Source organism: Arcobacter arenosus (assembly GCF_005771535.1).
GTDB lineage: Bacteria > Campylobacterota > Campylobacteria > Campylobacterales > Arcobacteraceae > Halarcobacter > Halarcobacter arenosus.
The window spans coordinates 22,650-41,833 of record NZ_VANU01000003.1; the positions used below are offsets into that span (position 1 = coordinate 22,650).

The following is a 19,184-nucleotide window of genomic DNA, read 5'->3' on the forward strand; positions in this document are numbered from 1 at the left end:
TATAGATTACAAAATATATTAGATAGGTATAAATATGACAAACGAAAAATATCTTAAAGACCTTCCAGGTGTTGATGGTGTTAAATTCTACGATGTTAAATCTGCTGTAGAAGACATTACTCCTGGTTCATTTGAAAAATTAAACTACACTTCAAGAGTTTTAGCAGAAAACTTAATTAGAAAGTGTCCAAGTGAAGATTTAGAAGATTCATTAGTACAATTAATTGAAAAAAGAACAGACAAAGATTTCCCTTGGTTTCCATCAAGAGTTATTTGTCACGATATCTTAGGATTAACTGCATTTGTTGACTTAGCAGGTCTTAGAGAAGCAGTAGCTTCAAAAGGTGGTAATCCAGATAAAGTTAATCCAGTTGTTCCAACTCAATTAATCGTTGACCACTCATTAGCAGTAGAGTGTGGTGGATTTGATCCAGATGCATTTCAAAAAAATAGAGATATCGAAGATAGAAGAAATGCAGATAGATTCCACTTTATTAACTGGACTAAAGAAGCATTTGACAATGTTGATGTTATTCCTCCAGGTAATGGTATTATGCACCAAATCAACTTAGAGAAAATGTCACCAGTTGTACATTTAAATGATGGAGTAGCATCTCCTGATACATTAGTTGGAACTGATTCACATACTCCTCATGTTGATGCACTTGGTGTTATCGCTGTTGGTGTTGGTGGATTAGAAGCTGAAAACGTAATGCTTGGAAACCCATCTTATATGAGAGTTCCAGAAATTATTGGTGTTGAAATTGTAGGGGACAGAGCTCCTGGAATTACTGCAACTGATATTGCATTATCTATGACTTCATTCTTAAGAGAAAACAATGTTATCTCTGCATATTTAGAATTCTTTGGACCTGGTATTAAATACCTTAACTTAGGGGATAGAGCAACTATTGCAAATATGACTCCTGAATATGGAGCATCTGCTGGTATGTTCGCTATTGATGAACAAACTATTTCTTACTTAAAAGTAACAGGTAGAGAGCAAAAACAATGTGAGTTAGTTGAAGCTTATGCAAAAGCTAATGGTTTATGGGCAGATCAATTTGAAAATGCTACATATGCTAGAACAATCCAATTTGACTTATCTAAAGTAACTAGATCTTTAGCAGGTCCTTCTAAACCACATAAATTAGTTCCAACTTCTACTTTAAAAGAAGAAGGTATTGTAAAAGAGTGGACTCAAGAGGGTGATTTAATTCCTGATGGTGGTATTTTAATTGCTGCTATTACTTCATGTACAAATACTTCAAACCCAAGAAACGTTATTGCTGCAGGGCTTTTAGCTAAAAAAGCAAATGAGCTTGGATTAACTAGAAAACCATGGGTTAAGTCTTCATTGGCACCAGGTTCAAAAGTAATTGAAGTTTATTTAAAAGAAGCTGGTTTATTACCTGAATTAGAAAAATTAGGATTTGGTGTAGTTGGTTTTGCATGTACTACTTGTAATGGTATGTCAGGTGCTTTAGATCCAAAAATCCAACAAGAAGTTATTGATAGAGATATCTATTCAACTGCAGTTCTTTCTGGAAACAGAAACTTTGATGGTAGAATCCATCCATATGTAAAAGAAGCATTCTTAGCATCACCTGCATTAGTTGTTGCATATGCATTAGCTGGTACTGTTAGATTTGATATTGAAAATGATTCTTTAGGTAAAGATGCAAATGGAAATGAGATTAAATTAGCTGATTTATGGCCATCAGATGCCCAAATTGATGCAATTGAAAAAGAGTATGTTAGACCTGAAATGTATAATGCTATTTATGAGCCAATGTTTGCTAGAAATCCATTAGGTGATATTAAAGTAGATCCATTCTATAAATGGAATACAAATTCAACATATATTAACAAACCTCCTTATTGGGAAGATGAATATATGCAAATGCCAGCACTTAAAGGTATGAGACCATTAGGTGTATTCCCTGATAACATTACAACAGACCACTTATCTCCATCAAATGCGATTTTACCAACATCTGCATCTGGTGAGTATTGTTTATCAAAAGGTCTTCCAGTTGAAGACTTAAACTCATATGCAACACATAGAGGGGATCACAATACAGCAAGTAGAGCTACTTTAGCAAATCCAAAATTATTTAACGAAATGGTTAAAAATGAAGATGGAACTGTTAAACAAGGTTCATTAACTAAGATTATGCCAGAAGGTAAAGAATCTAGAATGTGGGAAGCTATTGAAGAGTATACAAATAGAAAACAACCACTTATTATTATTGCTGGAACTAACTATGGTCAAGGTTCATCAAGAGACTGGGCAGCTAAAGGTGTAAGATTAGCTGGTGTTGAAGTTTTAATTGCTGAATCAATTGAAAGAATCCATAGAACTAACCTAGTTGGAATGGGTGTATTACCATTACAATTCAAAGAGGGTGATACTAGATTTACTTATGAAATTGATGGAAGTGAAACTTTTGATATCGAAGGTGAAATCACTCCAAGATGTGACTTAACAGTTGTTATGACTAGAGCAAACGGTGAAGTTGTTAAATTCGATGTTTTATGTAGATTAGATACTTCAGCTGAAGTTGAAGTTTACAAAAATGGTGGTATTTTACAAAAATTCGCTAAAGATGTTGTTGCTGAAGGGTAATAAAAACTCACGCAATATCTACACTTATTCCCAAGTTACAGCTTGGGAATGAGATTAAAAATATAAAGTTTTTTCTAGAGAATCAAAAGTATGATTTTTTAGTAAGAATTTACAATAAGGGAAAAGATTATGGCTTACAAACCACAATTTAAAGTTAAAGCTACATATATGAGAGGTGGTACATCAAAGGGTACATTTTTCAATATTGCAGATTTACCAGAAGAAGCAAAAAATGATCCAAGAAAAAGAGATAAATTATTGCAAAGAATAGTTGGTTCTCCAGATTTATATAAAAAACAAATTGATGGTATGGGTGGAGCAACTTCATCTACTTCAAAAGCTATTTTAGTTGGGAAATCTGATGTTCCAAATCATGATGTTGATTACTATTTCTGTCAAGTAGCTATTGATAAAGACTTTGTTGATATGAGTGGGAACTGTGGAAACTTATCTTCTGCAGTTGGTCCTTTCGCTATACATGAAGGATTAGTAGATAATGTGCCTGAAAATGGTGTATGTTGTGTAAGAATTTGGCAAGCAAATATCAAAAAAACTATTCTATGTTATGTAACTATGGAAAATGGAATGGTTAAAGAGATGGGTGATTATGAAATTGATGGTGTTGCATTCCCTGCTGAAGAAATCGTATTAGAGTTTGTTGAACCAGTAGATCCAAGTGAAGAGTTATTTCCAACTGGAAACCTAGTAGATGATTTAGAAGTAGAAGGTATTGGAACTTTTAAAGCTACTATGATAACTGCTGGTATTCCAACTGTATTTTTAAATGCAAATGAGATTGGATATAAAGGAACTGAACTTCAAGGTGATATTAACTCTGATGAAGAAGCACTTGAGAGATTTGAGAAAATCAGAATTGCAGGTGCTCTTAAAATGGGTGTGATGAAATCACCAGAAGATGCAGTAACTCAACAACATACGCCTAAAATTGCATTTGTATCTCCAGCACAAGATTTTACCACATCTTCAGGAAAAGAAGTAAAAGCAGAAGAGATGGATTTACATGTAAGAGCATTATCTATGCAACAATTACACCATGCAATGATGGGAACAGCTTCAGTTGCTATTGGAGTTGCTGCTTGTATTCCAGGAACATTAGTTAATATTGCTGCAGGTGGTGGTGAAAAAAGTGCTGTTACTTTTGGTCATCCAAGTGGTGCAATTAAAGTTGGTGCAACTTTATCTAAAGATGGTGATAAATACATTGTTGAAAAAGCTAGTATGAGTAGAAGTGCTAGAATTATAATGGATGGAAATGTTCATGTTCCAGCTGGTACTATGGACTAAATCTCTTTTCTCTACTAAGGACGTTTAATTAAAAGGGGTAAGAGTACATTCTCTTACCCCTTTTTTTATATATAAAAAAAGGATAGTTTTAAAAACTATCCTCATCATTTAAAACCTTAAGAATATTCTCTTTTTTTTGATACCCTTGAAACTCATATAAAATGATTAACTCACCATCACTTTTTTCAATAACATAAGAAGTGGGAAAATATTTTATAGAAAAAGAATATTTTTTTAAAAGTTTTTTAAAAATATCACTTGAATCATTAACATAAAACATATATAAATCATCTCTAATTATGTCAATCTCTTCAAGTACTCTTTTTTGTTTTGCGCACCAAGGGCAATAATCTGTACTAAACATAAGAAAGTTTTTTTTATCTTCTTTAATATCATCAAAAGTTTTTAACTCTTTAATTTCTGAAGAGATTAAAAAACTTGATAACATAAAAATTAAAAAAACAATCTTTCCCATAATCAAGCCCTTTTATTTTACCAGTTTTGAAATCTCTTTAAATACTGGATTTTTCGCATTTACAGTTAACTCAAATAATAATGATTCATAAGTTGTTGGAATCACTCCTGCTTGAATCATTCTTTGTATTGCCATCTCTTTATCTTTTTCTTTTCTAGAGTTAACACAATCAGTTACTAAAACTACTTGTAAGCCCTCTTCTAATAAATCAAGTGCTGTTTGTAAAACACATACATGAGTCTCAATACCAGCTAAAATAACAATCTTTTTACCTGTGTCTTTTATTGCACAAAGTCCATCTTCATTTCCACAACATGAAAAAGTTGTCTTTTCAAAATGGGGATAGATATCAGTTAACTCTTTTAAACTAACTATTGTTTCACCAATACCTTTTTTATATTGTTCATTTACAATCATAGGAATTTCATGTAATTGTAAACCTTTTACTAATGTTACTAAGTTTTTTTCTAACTCTTCATTGTTTTGAATATGAGGGAATAATCTTTCTTGTACATCAACTTGAACAAATACACAATCTTCTGCTTTAATTCTCATTAACTACTCCTAAAAATAGCCCCTATTTTTTAGGGACTTAAAATTTATTTTATATTACCAAAACTTCGTAACATTAAACTAGCATCTAATCTTCAAATGCTACTTTTTCAGCACGAGCTAATAACTCTTTTGCACCTTGGTCAATAAATATTTGAGCTAAATTTTTACCTACATTTTCGAAATCTTCAATGTTTGCAACGATATCTTCTTGAATATATTCACTTCCATCAGGCATACCAACTATTGCTTTTACATCAATAGAGTTTTCATCTAAAATAGTTGCTTTTACACCAATTGGAACTTGACAACCACCCTCTAAGGTTCTTACAAAATCTCTTTCAATAGTTGATTCAATATGTGCATTTTTATCATGTAAAACAGAAACTAAATCGATAATCTCTTTGTTATCTAAAGTTTCAATACCTAGTGTAGCTTGTCCCATAGATGGAATCATATCATCAGTTGAAATAGGTTTGAAATATTTCACTTCATCTTCTATTTGAAGTTTTTGTAATCCAGTTGCGGCAAGAATAATTGCATCATACTCACCATCTTTTAACTTAGCAATTCTAGTATTAATATTTCCCCTTAAATCTTTTAAAACAATATCAGGTCTTAATAACTTTAATTCTAATCTTCTTCTTAAACTTGTTGTACCAATTACTGCACCCTTCGGTAAATCATGAATACCTTCATATTTTTCACTTAAAAAAGCATCCCTTGGGTCAAATCTTTTTGTAACTGCTGCTAGTGCAAAACCCTCTTCAAAATTAACAGGAACATCTTTTAAACTATGTACTGCAATATGAGCTTCTTTTGAAGCAAGTGCAATCTCAAGCTCTTTAGTAAATAATCCCTTACCACCTATTTTAGCTAAAGGAACATCTAAAATCTTATCAGCCCTTGTAGAAAATGTTTTTAACTCAACTTCCATATCTGGGTAATGTTTATTTAATTCAGCTTTTATATACTCACTTTGCCATAGGGCTAATTTACTTTTTCTTGTTGCAATTATTAATTTTTCCATTTTAATTTCCTAACATTTCATATTTTAATTTTGATTTATCTTGCTCACCATTTACAAAAATAGTTGGTGTTCCTTGAACCATCACATTATCCCCTTTAGAGATATCAGCTGATAATTCATCTCCAATTTTTTCATTTTTTATATCATTTATTGTGTAAGCTGTATTAAACTCTTTATTAAATCCATCAATAACTTTTTGAGCATCTGTTTCATTTGATTTAAAATATTTATCCCAATCTGCTTTATATACTTTTAATTCAATATCTGCCATCCCATCTTTTTTAGCTACTATCATAAGAGCAGATAAAGGAGCAGACGCTGGATGAATTCTTAATAATGGAAAATGATAATAATATAAAGCTATACTATCGTTGTTTTCTTTCACATAATTTATTACATCAGGTAAATAGTCCATACAAAAAGGGCATAAAGGGTCTGAAAATACAACTAATTTATCCTTTGCATTAGGATTTCCTGCAATTAATTTTTTTTCATCATAATAATCTTTAGTTAATGTTGGATTCATCAAATCTTTTAATGCCATACCAGTTTTTATATCAAAAAGTTCTGGGGCGATCAATTCACCATTTGAAAAAATCACATCCTTAGCTTTTATCTCTTTTCCTGCCATTTTTGCATCTAAATCTATAATATATCCATACCAACCTTTTTGTGGCATCTCTTTTTTTGTATTTATTTTTACACTATTAATTTCTACTCTTTTATTTTTTGAAAATCTTTCTTTTTCAAATTTAAGTACTCTATCATCAACAGTATCACTAGCTAGTATAGTTCCAAACATTAGTGCAGTTGCACCAATAATTGATATTAATTTCATTTATATCCTTTCATAGTCTTTTCATATCTTAAGCCAAGAATTATATTCTTAACAAACTTAAGAGTTAAGTTTTGGTCTTAACTGTAATTTTTTTAATATGAAACAATTCTTTTGTTGTATTTAATTGACTAGAATTTAGTATATCATTTAACTGTAATTCTTTTTGAGAAGCAGTTGGATTAGCTGTTTTTTGCATATCTGCAACACAACCTGAACCAATCTCTATATCTTCAATCATTGAGCCTGAATCATTATTTGTTTCTTCCAAAGTATCAGGCTTTTCATTACTTTGGAAGTTATCCTTTTTTGCAACAGTTTCCGGTTTTGATTCTTCTTTTATAAATTCGATTTCAATATTTTCACCAAAAATATCATATATAAAAAGTTTTAATATCCCATAATGTTTTAATAAAAACTTTCTTTCATCACCTTGCGCATAAGAACTGATTTCAAGTTTATTATCTGAAAAGTTTTTATAAACAAAGTTCTTTTCAAATGCTTCACCTAACTCATCGTCCCTTTCATAAACCTTAGCAATTAGTTGTTTATATGCCTTTGTATTTTCATCAATTATTTCAGGAACACTTTGTGGTATTGGTTCATAAACTGGTTCTTCTACAATTGGCTCTTGGACAATCTCTTGAACTGTTTCATTAGGTATTTCATCTATTGTTTCAGAACTTATTTCTACTTGTTCTTCTTGTTTTTCCTCTACTGCAGAAGCCATATTTGAAACAGGCTCTTCAATCATCTGATTATGTTCTTTTTCTAAAGGTGCATTAAACTCTTCATCAAAAGGGTTTGGAAAAGGGTTGGTGTTTTGTTCAACAACTTCAATAGGTTCAACGGTAGGTATTGCATTTATACTATCTGTTGAAATAGTTGTCTCAGTTTCAATCTCTATTAGTTCTTCAATTTCATCAATTTCATCAACTACTTCAATTTCATTTTTTTCAATTTCTATTGGTTTGCTTTCATTTAAGGCCTTTTTATTTTCCATAAAAGTTTCATCAACCTTCACCACTACATCATCATAGGCATGGTTAATATCATTATGTGCATGTTCTACAACTTTTTGTGTTGAAATAACTTCTTTCATAATTGGCTTAACTTCAATCTCTTGAACTTGATTTATAATCTCATCAATAGTTTTTAAATTTGTTGCTTCAACCATTTTTGATAAGGTTAAAATTAATACAAATCCTCCATCAGAATTTATTGCCAACAAATGTTTTGCATCACTTAATATTCTAAAAAATCTATCAAATAAAAGAATATTAAATTTTGCATCTTTTTCAAGCATTTTTTGTTTTAAATAAATTGTCATTTCATCACAAACTTGTGATATCTCATAGTTTTCTAATTCTTGTACTAATTTTGTAAAATCTTGTTTTTTTAATATAGTATCAAAAAGTTCATCCATTAATTTTGGTTCAATAAGTCCCAACATATCAACAACTGCTGTTGTAGTAATTTTTCCCTTTGAAAAGATAATTGCTTGGTCTAACAAAGTTAAAGTATCCCTTAAACTTCCTTGTCCAGTTCTTGTTAATATCTCTAAAGCATCAGTTTCAAAATCAATATTTTCTTCATTTAAAATATGTGATAAATGATGCATCACATCAGAATTTGCAATTTTATTAAATCTAAAATGTTGAGTTCTACTTAAAATAGTTGCTGGTAGTTTAAGTGGATCTGTTGTTGCAAGTATAAACTTTACAAAACCTGGAGGTTCTTCTAGTGTTTTAAGTAAGGCATTAAATGCTTGAGTTGTAAGCATATGAACCTCATCGATTATAAACACTTTAAATCGGGCACTACTTGGTTTATATTTTGTGTGTTCAATTAAATCTTTAATATCATCAATACCTCTATTTGAAGCGGCATCCATCTCTATAATATCAAGATGTTTATTTGTGTTTGCACTTTGACAATTTTCACACACTTCACAAGGTCTTGAGGTAGGTCCATTTGAACATAAAAGTGCCTTTGCCATAATTCTAGCAGTTGAAGTTTTACCACTTCCCCTTAATCCACTAAAAAGATATGCATGGGATAATCTACTTGAATCTAAAGCTAAAGATAAAGTTTGAGAAATTGTTGTTTGTCCAACTAAATCCTCAAATCTTTTTGGTCTATATTTTAATGCTAACACCCTATTCTCTACAATTTTTTCATCCATTAATATCCCTTACTTTTATCTTTCCACCAATTGTATATTTATCTAAAATTAAATTAACCATATTTAAATTTATATCTTTTGTATAATAAAGTTTGATATCTAATTCTCCCTCATTTATATGCCCTTTTTTAGAGCTTAAATCTTCAAGTCTTTTTGCTATTGCAAAACCAGTTTCAATTAAATTTATATCTTTGCCCATATAATCTTTTATAATATCTGAAACTAATGGGTAGTGAGTACAACCTAAAACAATTGTATCTACCCCACTTTTTTTCATAGGCTCTAACCAGCTTTTTAACATTTCGTGGGTTTTATTATCTTCAATCATTCCATTTTCAATCTTCTCAACTAAACCTGGACATGCTTGTTCAAATAATCTTATCTCTTTTAAAATAGCTAAATCATTAAGTAACGTTTGGTATTTTTGCCCCTTTAAAGTAGCACTTGTTGCTAGAACTCCTACATTATTACTTTTTGTCATTGTTATAGCAGGTTTAATACCAGGTTCTGTGCCAATAACAATTAAATCTTTGAACTCCATTCTAAGTTCTTTTACTGCAGCTGATGTAGCTGTATTACAAGCAATAATTAAAGCTTCTATATTATGATTTTTTATCAAATATTTAGTAATAGATAAAGAGTGTTCTAAAATCTCATCTTTACTTTTTTCTCCATATGGAGCATATTCAGTATCAGCTATATAAAAAATTTCTCCACCTTTAAAAAGCTTTGAAATCTCTTTTACAACTGTTAAACCACCAAGACCTGAATCAAAAATCCCAACTTTCAATAAATACCTTTATTTAAATTAGCAAAGATTATATCAAAAAAGTTATAACTAATTTGTTAAAATAAAATATATAGATGTACTAAAGGAGTTTTATGTTTTTTCATTTTCATCCATATAAACCTTTTTTGAATAAAGATACTAAAACTATAATAATGGGAACTCTACCACCACCTAGATTTTGTAAAGGGGAATACAAAAAAGAAGATGTGCTTTTTTGTTATGGTTCAAAAGACAATCTTCTTTGGAAAGTCCTTAATGAAATTTACAATTTAAATCTACTTTTCGATAATTCAAATGAAGCAGTAGAACAAAGAAAATCATTTTTGCTAAAAAACAATATTGGTGTCTGTGATATAGTAGAGTCATGCCAAAGAAAAAAGATTGATGCTAGTGATATAGGTATGGAAAATATTGAGCTAAGAGATATTTTATATTATCTTCAAAAGTTTGATAAAATCACAAGCATTATTTTTACAGGAGGCTTTTGTAAAAACTCTCCAGAATATTTTTTAAGAAAAATTTTTAAAGAAAACAATATTGATTTTAAAAAAATAAAAGAAGATATCCCAAAAATTCATAGCTTTGAATTTGAGAAAAGAATAATAAAAACTATTAGCTTAACATCACCATCTAATGCAGCCAATAGAAGTATTGGGGCAAATAATAAATTTAAAGAAAAAAAGAGAGTTAATGAGAATTATTCAACCTTTGATTTTAGAGTTGAACAATATAAAGAGGTTTTTAAATTAGTTAAATAATTTAAATTTTATTTAAGTATAAGTTTAATTTTTTTTTATTATAATTATGAATGATTATTCATTAACATTTAGGAGAGAGAAATGTTTATACAAGAAACACTGTTATTCGTGGTATTTGGACTAGCCGTTTTTACTGCAGCTTCGTGGTTAATTACTTTTTTTGTGAAAGAAAATTAATTTTTAAGAGCCATTTGAAAAGCTTCCAAATGGCTCTTTACTTTAAAATGCTTCTACAATAGCCCCATTATATTTTTCAAGGATGAATTTTTTAATATCTTCTGAGTTTAATACTTCATCTAAAACTTTTATATATTCTTTATTTTCATTACCAGCTTTTACTGCAACAATATTTGCATATGGAGAATCTTTTGATTCAATAACTAATGCATCTTTTAATGGATTTAAATTTGCAGCTAATGCATAGTTTGTATTAATAATTGCAGCATCAACTTCATCAATAACTCTTGGTAATTGAGGTGCATCTAATTCTTTAATTTGTAAATTCTTTGGATTTTCTATAATATCAAGTGCAGTTTTAAACTCTACATCTTTAAATTTTAATAAACCTTGTTTAACTAAAATATCCAATGCTCTACTTCCATTTGTTGGGTCATTTGGAACAGCAATAGTTGCGCCATCAGCTAATTCAGAAATATCTTTGATTTTTTTTGAATATAATCCCATTGGTTCTAAGTGAACGTTTACTGTTTTTACAATATTAGTATTTTTGTTTTTATTAAACTCTTCTAAATATGGCAAGTGTTGGAAAAAGTTAGCATCTAACTCACCCTCATCAACAGCTATATTTGGAGTAACATAATCAGTAAATTCAACAATCTCTAAATCATAACCTTTTTTCTTTAATAAAGGTTTCGCAGCTTCTAAAATCTCTGCATGAGGTACTGGTGTAGCACCAACTTTGATTACAGTTTTTTTCTCTTCAACTTTTGCAACTTCTTTTTTTTCTTCACCACCTGTACAAGCAGTTAAACCTAAAGCAACTGCACCAGCAATTGCAAATTTTAAAATATTTTTTATCATTTATATCCTTTATTTTTTAGTTTTTTTATAAATATAATCACCAGCACTTTGACATACTTGCACTAAGGCAATTAGTATTAGTACTGTATAAATCATAGTTTCAGTTTGGAATCTATAATAACCATATTTAATGGCAACATCTCCTAAACCTCCACCACCAACAGCTCCAGCCATAGCAGAAAATCCAATTACCGTAATCAGAGTTAATGTAATTGCAGAAATAATACTAGGCAATGCTTCAACAAGCATTACTTTAAAGATTATTTGAAAATCACTTGCTCCAAATGATTTTGCAGCTTCTATTACCCCTTGGTCTACTTCTTTAAAAGCACTTTCAATAAGTCTTGCTATAAAAGGAGCAGCTCCAATTGTAAGAGGTATAATTGCTGCTGTTGTACCAATACTTTTTCCTATTAAAAATTTTGTTAAAGGAAATAACACAATCATCAAAATAATAAAAGGAAATGACCTTAAAGTATTAATTACCACATCAAGAACTGAATAGATTTTTAGATTCTCTTTTAAACCACCTTTTGAAGTAAGAATTAATATGATACTTAATAAGAATCCAATCAATACCGCAAAAAATGTAGATACAAAAGACATATAAATTGTTTCACCTAAAGCAGGTAATAAAATATCAACCATTATAATACCTCCCAGATAATGTCATGATTTTTAATATAATCAGTAACTATTTTTTTATCTTCTTCATTTATATTTATAACCATATTTCCAACAATATGAGTATTTATCTCTTCAAGTTTTCCCCAAACAATATTAAAATCCATATTTAATTCTCTAGCCATTTTTGTAATAAATGATTGATACGCATTATCCTTTGGAAAGTAAAGTTTTATATTTACTCCATTATTTGGTATCACTTCATTTTCCCCAAGAAAATGTTTCATTTTCTTATCAGGTTTCAAAAACAACTCTTCTGTATCATCAAATCCGATAATATTTCCATGCTCAAGTAATAATGCTTTTTGGGCAATTTGTTTAACAACATCCATCTCATGAGTAACTAAAACTATTGTAATGTTTAGTTTTTCATTTATCTGTTTTAATAGATTTAAAATAGATGTAGTAGTGTTTGGATCAAGTGCAGAAGTTGCCTCATCTGAAAGTAAAATATCTGGCTCTAGTGTTAATGCTCTTGCTATAGCAACACGTTGTTTTTGTCCGCCACTTAACTCTTTTGGATAAGAATTAAATTTTTGTTCAAGTCCAACCAATGTTAATAACTCTTTTACTTTTTTATCAATACTACTTTTATCGTATCCCCAAAGTTGCATTGGTAAAGTAACATTTTCATAAACAGTTTTTCTTTGAATTAAAGAAAAATGTTGAAAAATCATCCCAATATTTTTTCTAAACTCTTTTAGTTCTTTTTTATTTAAAGACTTAATCTCTCTATTATTAACCTTTAATGAACCATCACTATATTCTTCAAGACCATTAATACATCTAAGAAGTGTAGATTTTCCAGCACCACTATGTCCAACAATAGCAAATATTTCACCTTTTTTTATATCAATTGAAATATCATCTAAAACTTTTGTTTTTCCATAATACTTATTTAAATTTTTAATATTAATCATAATAGATCCTTATAAGCTCGGAATACTATTAAAAAAAGAATAAGTTTTAAATTAAATGAGCAATTTATATGCAACTTTTTAAAAAATTTACAAAATTAGAAAGATTGGAGAAAATAGCAGTTTTCTTTTTAAAGAAAACTGCTATTAAAAAAAGGTATTTAAACTATTCGTTCATAGAAGCAAAAAAATCTTCATTGTTTTTCGTTTTTTGCATTTTTGAATATAAGAATTTTAATGCTTCAACTTCATCCATTTGTGAAATTGCATTTCTCAATATCCAAGTTTTTTGTAAAATATCAGGAGACAATAATAACTCTTCTTTTCTAGTACCAGATTTAATAATATCAAGAGCTGGGTAAACTCTTCTATTAGCTGCATTTCTACTTAATACAACCTCTGAGTTACCAGTACCTTTAAACTCTTCAAAAATAACTTCATCCATTTTTGAACCAGTTTCAATAAGTGCTGTTGAGATAATAGTTAAAGAACCACCCTCTTCAATATTTCTAGCAGCACCAAAAAATCTTTTTGGTTTATGTAGTGCATTTGCATCAACTCCCCCTGAAAGAACTTTTCCAGAACTTGGAGTAACTGTGTTGTACGCTCTTGCTAATCTTGTGATTGAGTCAAGTAAGATTACTACATCTTTTTTCATCTCAACAAGTCTTTTCGCTTTTTCAATAACAATTTCAGCAACTCTTACATGGTTTTGTGCAGGAAGGTCAAATGTAGAAGAATAAACTTCCCCTTTTACACTTCTTTGCATATCAGTTACCTCTTCAGGTCTCTCATCAATTAATAAAACCATTAAATGTGTATCAGGATGATTTCTACTTATACCATGAGCTAACTCTTTTAAAAGTTCTGTTTTACCAGTTTTAGGAGGGGCAACAATAAGTCCCCTTTGACCTTTACCCATTGGAGCAAAAAGGTCAAGCATTCTTCCTGTCATTCTATTTTGATCATACTCAAATGTAAATCTTTCAGTAGAATATAGTGGAGTTAAGTTATCAAATAGTGGTCTGTTTTTTGATTCATTTATAGGTAAGTAATTAATCGCTTCGATTTTTAATAAAGCATTATACTTTTCACTATCTTTATTTGGAGGTCGAACTTGTCCTGTAACAATATCCCCTGTTCTTAATGCAAACTTTCTAATTTGTGTTGCAGATACATAAGAATCATTTGAAGTATCAGAGAAGTTTCCATCAATTGCTCTTAAAAATCCAAATCCACCCTCTTTGATTTCAAGGATTCCAGTAAATAGAATAAATCCACCAGCATCGATTTGATGTTGTAGGATGCTAAACATTAAATCTTGTCTTTTTAATTCTTGAGGATTTTCTACATCTAATTCTTTTGCAATTTTAAGAAGATCATTTAAAGGTAGTTCTCTTAGTTGTTCGATTTTGTAACCTTCAACAGGAACATGAGTTCTTGCTTTTCTAGAGTTCCCGTTTGAGTGCGAGCCTCTTGCTTTAGTTTTAGTTTGAGTTTTTGACTCTTCCATGAGTTTATTTTGCCTTTTTTTGATTTACATATTAAGTTATGTGTTTTGTAGTTTCGTCTAGTATATTTTTTTAAGTCTTGTAATTTTAGTGTTTATTTAAAAAAAAGTCAATTAATTAACTTGAGTTGAGGGTAAAAAGCGCCATATGGCGCTTTTTAAGGAAAAGATATTATAAGTTACCTTCGTTTTTACCTAAGTATTCAGCTACACCTTCAGTAGATGGCTTCATACCTTCGTCACCTTTAGTCCATCCAGCAGGACAAACTTCACCATGCTCATTAGTAAAAATCATTGTATCTACCATTCTAATCATTTCATCAATGTTTCTACCTAATGGTAAATCGTTAATTACAGCGTGTCTTACAGTTCCATCTTTGTCAATTAAGAATGAACCTCTTAATGCAACAGAATCACCAAATAATACATCATAGTCTCTTGAGATTTGTTTTGAAAGGTCAGCAACTAGAGGGAATTTAACTCTACCAATACCACCATTTTCAATTGGAGTTTCTCTCCATGCAAAGTGAGAGAATTGTGAATCTACAGAACAACCAATTACATTGATTCCTCTTGAAGTGAACTCTTCAATTCTTTTTGAGAATGCAATAATTTCTGATGGACAAACGAAAGTAAAATCTAGTGGGTAGAAAAATAATACCGCACCTTTTTCACCAATATTGTCATATAAATTAAAATCTTCAACGATTTGACCATCTGCAAGTACAGCTGTTGCTGTGAAATCTGGAGCTTTTTTTGTAACTAACATGTAATTTCCTTTATTATAAATTGTTTTGTGAGTGAAAGTATAGTATAATTTTTTTAAACAATATTATGTATAAAATATAAATTTTTAAATTTAAGATAGATTTTATTTTTGGAAAAATTTTATCCCTTAATAGATAATAGTTCAATTTTATTCTTGATAACTGTAATTACTTTCATTATCTAGAAATACCTATTTTTGGGAATTATAAAGCCAGCTTATAACAATCCTCATTTAAAGTTAAATTTATTTTTTGTGTGATAAAGTTGAATAAATTTTTCAAGGAGTTAGAATGGCAGTAAAAATTACTGATATTTGTATTAACTGTGATGCTTGTTTAGATGAGTGTCCAACAGAATCAATTGTTGATAACGATGAGAATCCTACAGGTGAAGATATTTATTATGTAAACCCAGAAACTTGTACTGAGTGTATCGGTGATCATGACGAGCCAGCATGTGCTGAAGCATGCCCTACTGAAGGATGTATTGTTTGGGACGCTAGAGAAGGTGATAATATTAGAGAAGGAATGACTGCTGGTGAACCAGTTGTAGAAGACTAATCTTTATATCATTTTAATTAATTTTAACAAAAAGGTAAGTAATTATTCAAATTGCTTGCCTTTTTTTATTTTTTTAGGTATAATCCGCGGCTTAAAAAATAAAAGAGGAATGAATACCTATGGAACAAACACTTTCAATCATTAAACCTGATGCAGTGGCAAAGAACGTTGTTGGTAAAATCTTAGATAGATTTGAATCTGCTGGATTAAGAATTGCAGCTACAAAAAAAGTTCAATTAAGTAAAGCTGATGCTGAAGCATTTTATGCAGTACATGCAGAAAGACCTTTTTTTGGTGAATTAGTAGACTTCATGATTTCTGGACCAGTTGTAGTTTCAGTACTTGAAGGTGAAAATGCAATGACTAAAAATAGAGAATTAATGGGTGCAACTAATCCAAAAGAAGCAGCAGCTGGAACAATTAGAGCAGATTTCGCTGACTCTATTGATGCAAATGCAGTACACGGTTCTGATTCATTAGAAAACGCAGCAATTGAAATTAAATTTTTCTTCTCAGACAGAGAGATTTGCTAGTATTTTCACATGAAAATAGAATTTAGAAAAGTACCTTTTACTCCAAAAGAGTTTAAAACTGAATCTAATTCAGTTAAAATTGAAGGTACTTTTTGTAAAATATCGCCATCTTTAGTCAAAATTGACAGTAAACTTACAGGGAACACCACTGTAAATTGCATTAGATGCGGTGAAGAAGATACAATTACATTAAATGAAAATATGAATTTTTTACTTAGTGATGGTATCTATAAGTCTGATTCACATAACGATGAAGAATTAGACATCATAGAAATAGATGATAATATTATTGATTTTGATGAAATTATTGAAAGCGAAATATCATCTATTTATACAGATTATCACATTTGTTCAAATTGTGCAGATAGTGATTTTATCGAAAAAGAATATTAAATAAGGAGAAAACATGGCAGTACCTAAGAGAAGAGTATCACATACTAGAGCAGCTAAGAGAAGAACTCACTATAAAATTACTTTAAAAAGACCAGTAAAAGATAGTGATGGAACTTGGAAAATGCCTCACATGGTTAACCCAAATACTGGTGAATATAAAGCATAATGCTAAGAATAGCAATTGATGCAATGGGAGGGGATTTCGGTCCTCAACCTATAATGGAGGGACTTATTTCAGCCCTTCGACATAATACTACGTTTACTGCAATAGCAGTAGGTGATGAAAAAGAACTTAAACCTCTTATCCCTCCATACTTAATTGATAGAATTGAAATATTACATACAACTGATGTAATTAGTATGACTGATTCAGCTACAGATGCACTTAAAAGAAAAGAATCTACAATATTTAAAGCAATAGAATTGGTAAAAGAAGGAAAAGCAGATGCTGTTGTTTCTGCTGGACACTCTGGAGCTTCTATGTCTTTAGCAACACTTAGAATTGGTAGAATCAAAGGTGTAAGTAGACCTGCAATTGCAACATTAATGCCTACAAGCGAAAATCAAAATACTTTGGTTTTAGATGTTGGAGCAAATGTTGATTGTGATGCTAAAAACCTATTTGAATTTGCAATTATGGGACAAGTTTATGCACAAGATGTATTACAACTTGATGAACCTTTAGTTGGACTACTAAGTAATGGTGAAGAGGAAAGTAAAGGTAATGAGATTACAAAAGAAGCATTTACTATGCTTTCAAAGATTCCTAATTTTGCTGGGAATGTTGAAGGTAGCGATGTATTTAAAGGTACAGTAGATGTTGTTGTTTGTGATGGATTTATTGGTAATATTTTACTAAAAACTGCTGAAGGTGTTGCAGATACAATTGGTAAAATTATAAAAAAAGATTTAAAAAGATCTCTTATCTCTATTGCTGGTGCAGTATTGATGAGAAAAGTATTCAAAAATCTAAAAGTAAGAGTTGATTATGCAGAATATGGTGGAGCTCCATTATTAGGAGTTAAAGCCCCAGTTATTATTGCCCATGGTAAATCAAATAATAAAGCAATTCAAAATGCAATTTACCAAGCAATTAATGCAGCTAGCTCAAACTTAGACTCTGATATTGAAGAAAGATTAAAACTATACGCAATTGAAAAATAGCGTATTAGTTTTTTAAGGAAATTTTATAATGGCATATGCAGCATTTAGATCAATAGGGGCTTATGTTCCTTCTAAAGTTATGACCAACGTTGACTTTGAAAAAATCATTGATACTAATGATGAATGGATCACAAAAAGAACTGGTATAAAAGAAAGAAGATACGCAGAAGAGAATGAAAACCCTTCTGATATGGGTGCAAAAGCGGCTTCTCAAGCAATTGAGAGAGCAGGTATTGCTAAAGAAGATATTGATTTAGTAATCTGTGCTACAGTAACTCCTGACTATTTATGTATGCCTTCAACGGCATGTCTTATTGCTTCAAAACTAGGACTTCCTCCTGCACAAGCTTTTGATATAAGCGCTGCTTGTACAGGTTTTGTTTATGCAACCTCAATTGCAAAAGCATTTATTGAAGCAGGTATGAAAAAAAATGTACTTATTGTTGGTGCTGAGAAATATACTTCTATTTTAGATTTTACAGACCGAACAACTTGTTTTATCTTTGGAGATGGAGCAGGTGCAGCAATTATCTCTGCAACTGACAAAAAAGAAGAAGCAATTATAGATGTAAATTGTTCAAGTGATGGAAACTATGATGATTTAATAAAAACTCCAGGTGGAGGAAGTAAACATCCTTGTTCTCAAGAAGTACTTGATGCAAAAATGGCTTGTATTCAAATGAAAGGGAATGAAACTTTCAAACTAGCTGTTAAAACTTTAACATCTGATGTTGAAGATATGTTAGAAAAACACAATATTCAAAGTGAAGATATAAATCACTTTATTCCTCATCAAGCTAACTATAGAATTATTTCTGCAGTTGGAAAAGCATTAGGCTTTAATGAAGATCAAACTGTTGTAACTGTAGATAAATATGGTAATACATCAGCTGCTTCTATTCCTATGGCTATGAATTATGCTTATGAACAAGGTAAAATAAAAGCTGGAGATAAAATTTTATTTGATGCCTTTGGTGGTGGACTTACTTGGGGTTCTGCACTTTTCCCTTTTTCTCCAAAAAAGTAATTAGTTAAAGAGGTTTAAACCTCTTTGC

General features: G+C 30.3%; 20 protein-coding genes. 9 read left to right on the forward strand and 11 right to left on the reverse strand.

All coding sequences use genetic code 11. The features are described from left to right. The first annotated feature begins 34 nt into the window (after positions 1-34). Positions 35-2,629 carry a Fe/S-dependent 2-methylisocitrate dehydratase AcnD gene (gene acnD / locus FDK22_RS07285; RefSeq protein WP_138152263.1) on the forward strand — a complete coding sequence of 865 codons (2,595 nt, stop codon included), beginning with the start codon at positions 35-37 and terminating at the stop codon, positions 2,627-2,629. 129 nt (positions 2,630-2,758) lie between these two features. After that, a complete protein-coding gene (gene prpF / locus FDK22_RS07290; RefSeq protein WP_138152264.1) occupies positions 2,759-3,934 on the forward strand; it encodes a 2-methylaconitate cis-trans isomerase PrpF in 1,176 nt (391 codons plus the stop codon). A gap of 88 nt (positions 3,935-4,022) precedes the next feature. On the opposite strand, the gene FDK22_RS07295 is transcribed toward prpF, so the two are convergent. The 6 genes from FDK22_RS07295 to murI all read right to left on the reverse strand — a co-directional run bounded on the left by FDK22_RS07295 (position 4,023) and on the right by murI (position 9,801). Further along, positions 4,023-4,409, reverse strand: coding sequence for a thioredoxin fold domain-containing protein (locus FDK22_RS07295; protein WP_138152265.1), 387 nt, complete (start codon positions 4,407-4,409; stop codon positions 4,023-4,025). A gap of 12 nt (positions 4,410-4,421) precedes the next feature. Beyond that, positions 4,422-4,964 carry a hydrolase gene (locus tag FDK22_RS07300; RefSeq protein WP_138152266.1) on the reverse strand — a complete coding sequence of 181 codons (543 nt, stop codon included), beginning with the start codon at positions 4,962-4,964 and terminating at the stop codon, positions 4,422-4,424. A gap of 85 nt (positions 4,965-5,049) precedes the next feature. Next, complete coding sequence (gene hemC, locus FDK22_RS07305; protein ID WP_138152267.1) at positions 5,050-5,991, reverse strand: hydroxymethylbilane synthase; 942 nt, start codon at positions 5,989-5,991, stop codon at positions 5,050-5,052. A gap of 1 nt (position 5,992) precedes the next feature. Beyond that, entirely contained in the window at positions 5,993-6,829 is an 837-nt protein-coding gene (locus FDK22_RS07310; protein WP_138152268.1) for a DsbA family protein, read from the reverse strand. 64 nt (positions 6,830-6,893) lie between these two features. Continuing rightward, complete coding sequence (locus FDK22_RS07315) at positions 6,894-9,011, reverse strand: DNA polymerase III subunit gamma/tau (RefSeq protein WP_138152269.1); 2,118 nt, start codon at positions 9,009-9,011, stop codon at positions 6,894-6,896. Beyond that, the gene (gene murI / locus FDK22_RS07320) at positions 9,004-9,801 is read right to left on the reverse strand and encodes a glutamate racemase (RefSeq protein ID WP_138152270.1); all 798 of its coding nucleotides are present in this window, start codon (positions 9,799-9,801) and stop codon (positions 9,004-9,006) included. Before murI ends, FDK22_RS07315 begins: the two co-directional genes overlap by 8 nt. A 92-nt stretch (positions 9,802-9,893) precedes the next feature. Here murI and FDK22_RS07325 point away from each other — a divergent pair, with 92 nt between their 5' ends. After that, positions 9,894-10,559 carry a uracil-DNA glycosylase family protein gene (locus FDK22_RS07325; protein WP_138152271.1) on the forward strand — a complete coding sequence of 222 codons (666 nt, stop codon included), beginning with the start codon at positions 9,894-9,896 and terminating at the stop codon, positions 10,557-10,559. Positions 10,560-10,778: 219 nt separating this feature from the next. Here FDK22_RS07325 and FDK22_RS07330 read toward each other — a convergent pair whose 3' ends face one another. The 5 genes from FDK22_RS07330 to FDK22_RS07350 all read right to left on the reverse strand — a co-directional run bounded on the left by FDK22_RS07330 (position 10,779) and on the right by FDK22_RS07350 (position 15,480). Next, positions 10,779-11,600, reverse strand: a complete 822-nt coding sequence (locus FDK22_RS07330) for a MetQ/NlpA family ABC transporter substrate-binding protein (RefSeq protein ID WP_138152272.1) — start codon at positions 11,598-11,600, stop codon at positions 10,779-10,781. A gap of 9 nt (positions 11,601-11,609) precedes the next feature. Next, entirely contained in the window at positions 11,610-12,248 is a 639-nt protein-coding gene (locus FDK22_RS07335; protein WP_138152273.1) for a methionine ABC transporter permease, read from the reverse strand. Beyond that, positions 12,248-13,204, reverse strand: a complete 957-nt coding sequence (locus FDK22_RS07340) for a methionine ABC transporter ATP-binding protein (RefSeq protein ID WP_138152274.1) — start codon at positions 13,202-13,204, stop codon at positions 12,248-12,250. The genes FDK22_RS07335 and FDK22_RS07340 overlap by 1 nt, the downstream gene beginning before the upstream one ends. A gap of 163 nt (positions 13,205-13,367) precedes the next feature. Beyond that, a complete protein-coding gene (rho, locus tag FDK22_RS07345; protein ID WP_138152275.1) occupies positions 13,368-14,714 on the reverse strand; it encodes a transcription termination factor Rho in 1,347 nt (448 codons plus the stop codon). Between the two features lie 169 nt (positions 14,715-14,883). Then, positions 14,884-15,480, reverse strand: a complete 597-nt coding sequence (locus FDK22_RS07350; protein ID WP_138152276.1) for a peroxiredoxin — start codon at positions 15,478-15,480, stop codon at positions 14,884-14,886. Between the two features lie 289 nt (positions 15,481-15,769). Here FDK22_RS07350 and FDK22_RS07355 point away from each other — a divergent pair, with 289 nt between their 5' ends. The 6 genes from FDK22_RS07355 (at position 15,770) to FDK22_RS07380 (ending at position 19,156) form a co-directional block, all read left to right on the forward strand. Beyond that, on the forward strand, positions 15,770-16,039 hold the full coding sequence (locus FDK22_RS07355) for a 4Fe-4S dicluster domain-containing protein (protein ID WP_138152277.1): 270 nt from the start codon (positions 15,770-15,772) through the stop codon (positions 16,037-16,039). Between the two features lie 119 nt (positions 16,040-16,158). Continuing rightward, the gene (gene ndk / locus FDK22_RS07360) at positions 16,159-16,572 is read left to right on the forward strand and encodes a nucleoside-diphosphate kinase (protein ID WP_138152278.1); all 414 of its coding nucleotides are present in this window, start codon (positions 16,159-16,161) and stop codon (positions 16,570-16,572) included. A gap of 9 nt (positions 16,573-16,581) precedes the next feature. Further along, positions 16,582-16,965, forward strand: coding sequence for a hypothetical protein (locus FDK22_RS07365; RefSeq protein ID WP_138152279.1), 384 nt, complete (start codon positions 16,582-16,584; stop codon positions 16,963-16,965). A gap of 13 nt (positions 16,966-16,978) precedes the next feature. Continuing rightward, positions 16,979-17,131: a 50S ribosomal protein L32 gene (gene rpmF / locus FDK22_RS07370; RefSeq protein WP_138152280.1), complete on the forward strand. Its 153-nt coding sequence runs from the start codon at positions 16,979-16,981 to the stop codon at positions 17,129-17,131. Continuing rightward, on the forward strand, positions 17,131-18,129 hold the full coding sequence (gene plsX / locus FDK22_RS07375) for a phosphate acyltransferase PlsX (RefSeq protein ID WP_138152281.1): 999 nt from the start codon (positions 17,131-17,133) through the stop codon (positions 18,127-18,129). The genes rpmF and plsX overlap by 1 nt, the downstream gene beginning before the upstream one ends. A gap of 28 nt (positions 18,130-18,157) precedes the next feature. Beyond that, entirely contained in the window at positions 18,158-19,156 is a 999-nt protein-coding gene (locus tag FDK22_RS07380) for a beta-ketoacyl-ACP synthase III (RefSeq protein WP_138152282.1), read from the forward strand. Positions 19,157-19,184 lie beyond the last annotated feature (28 nt).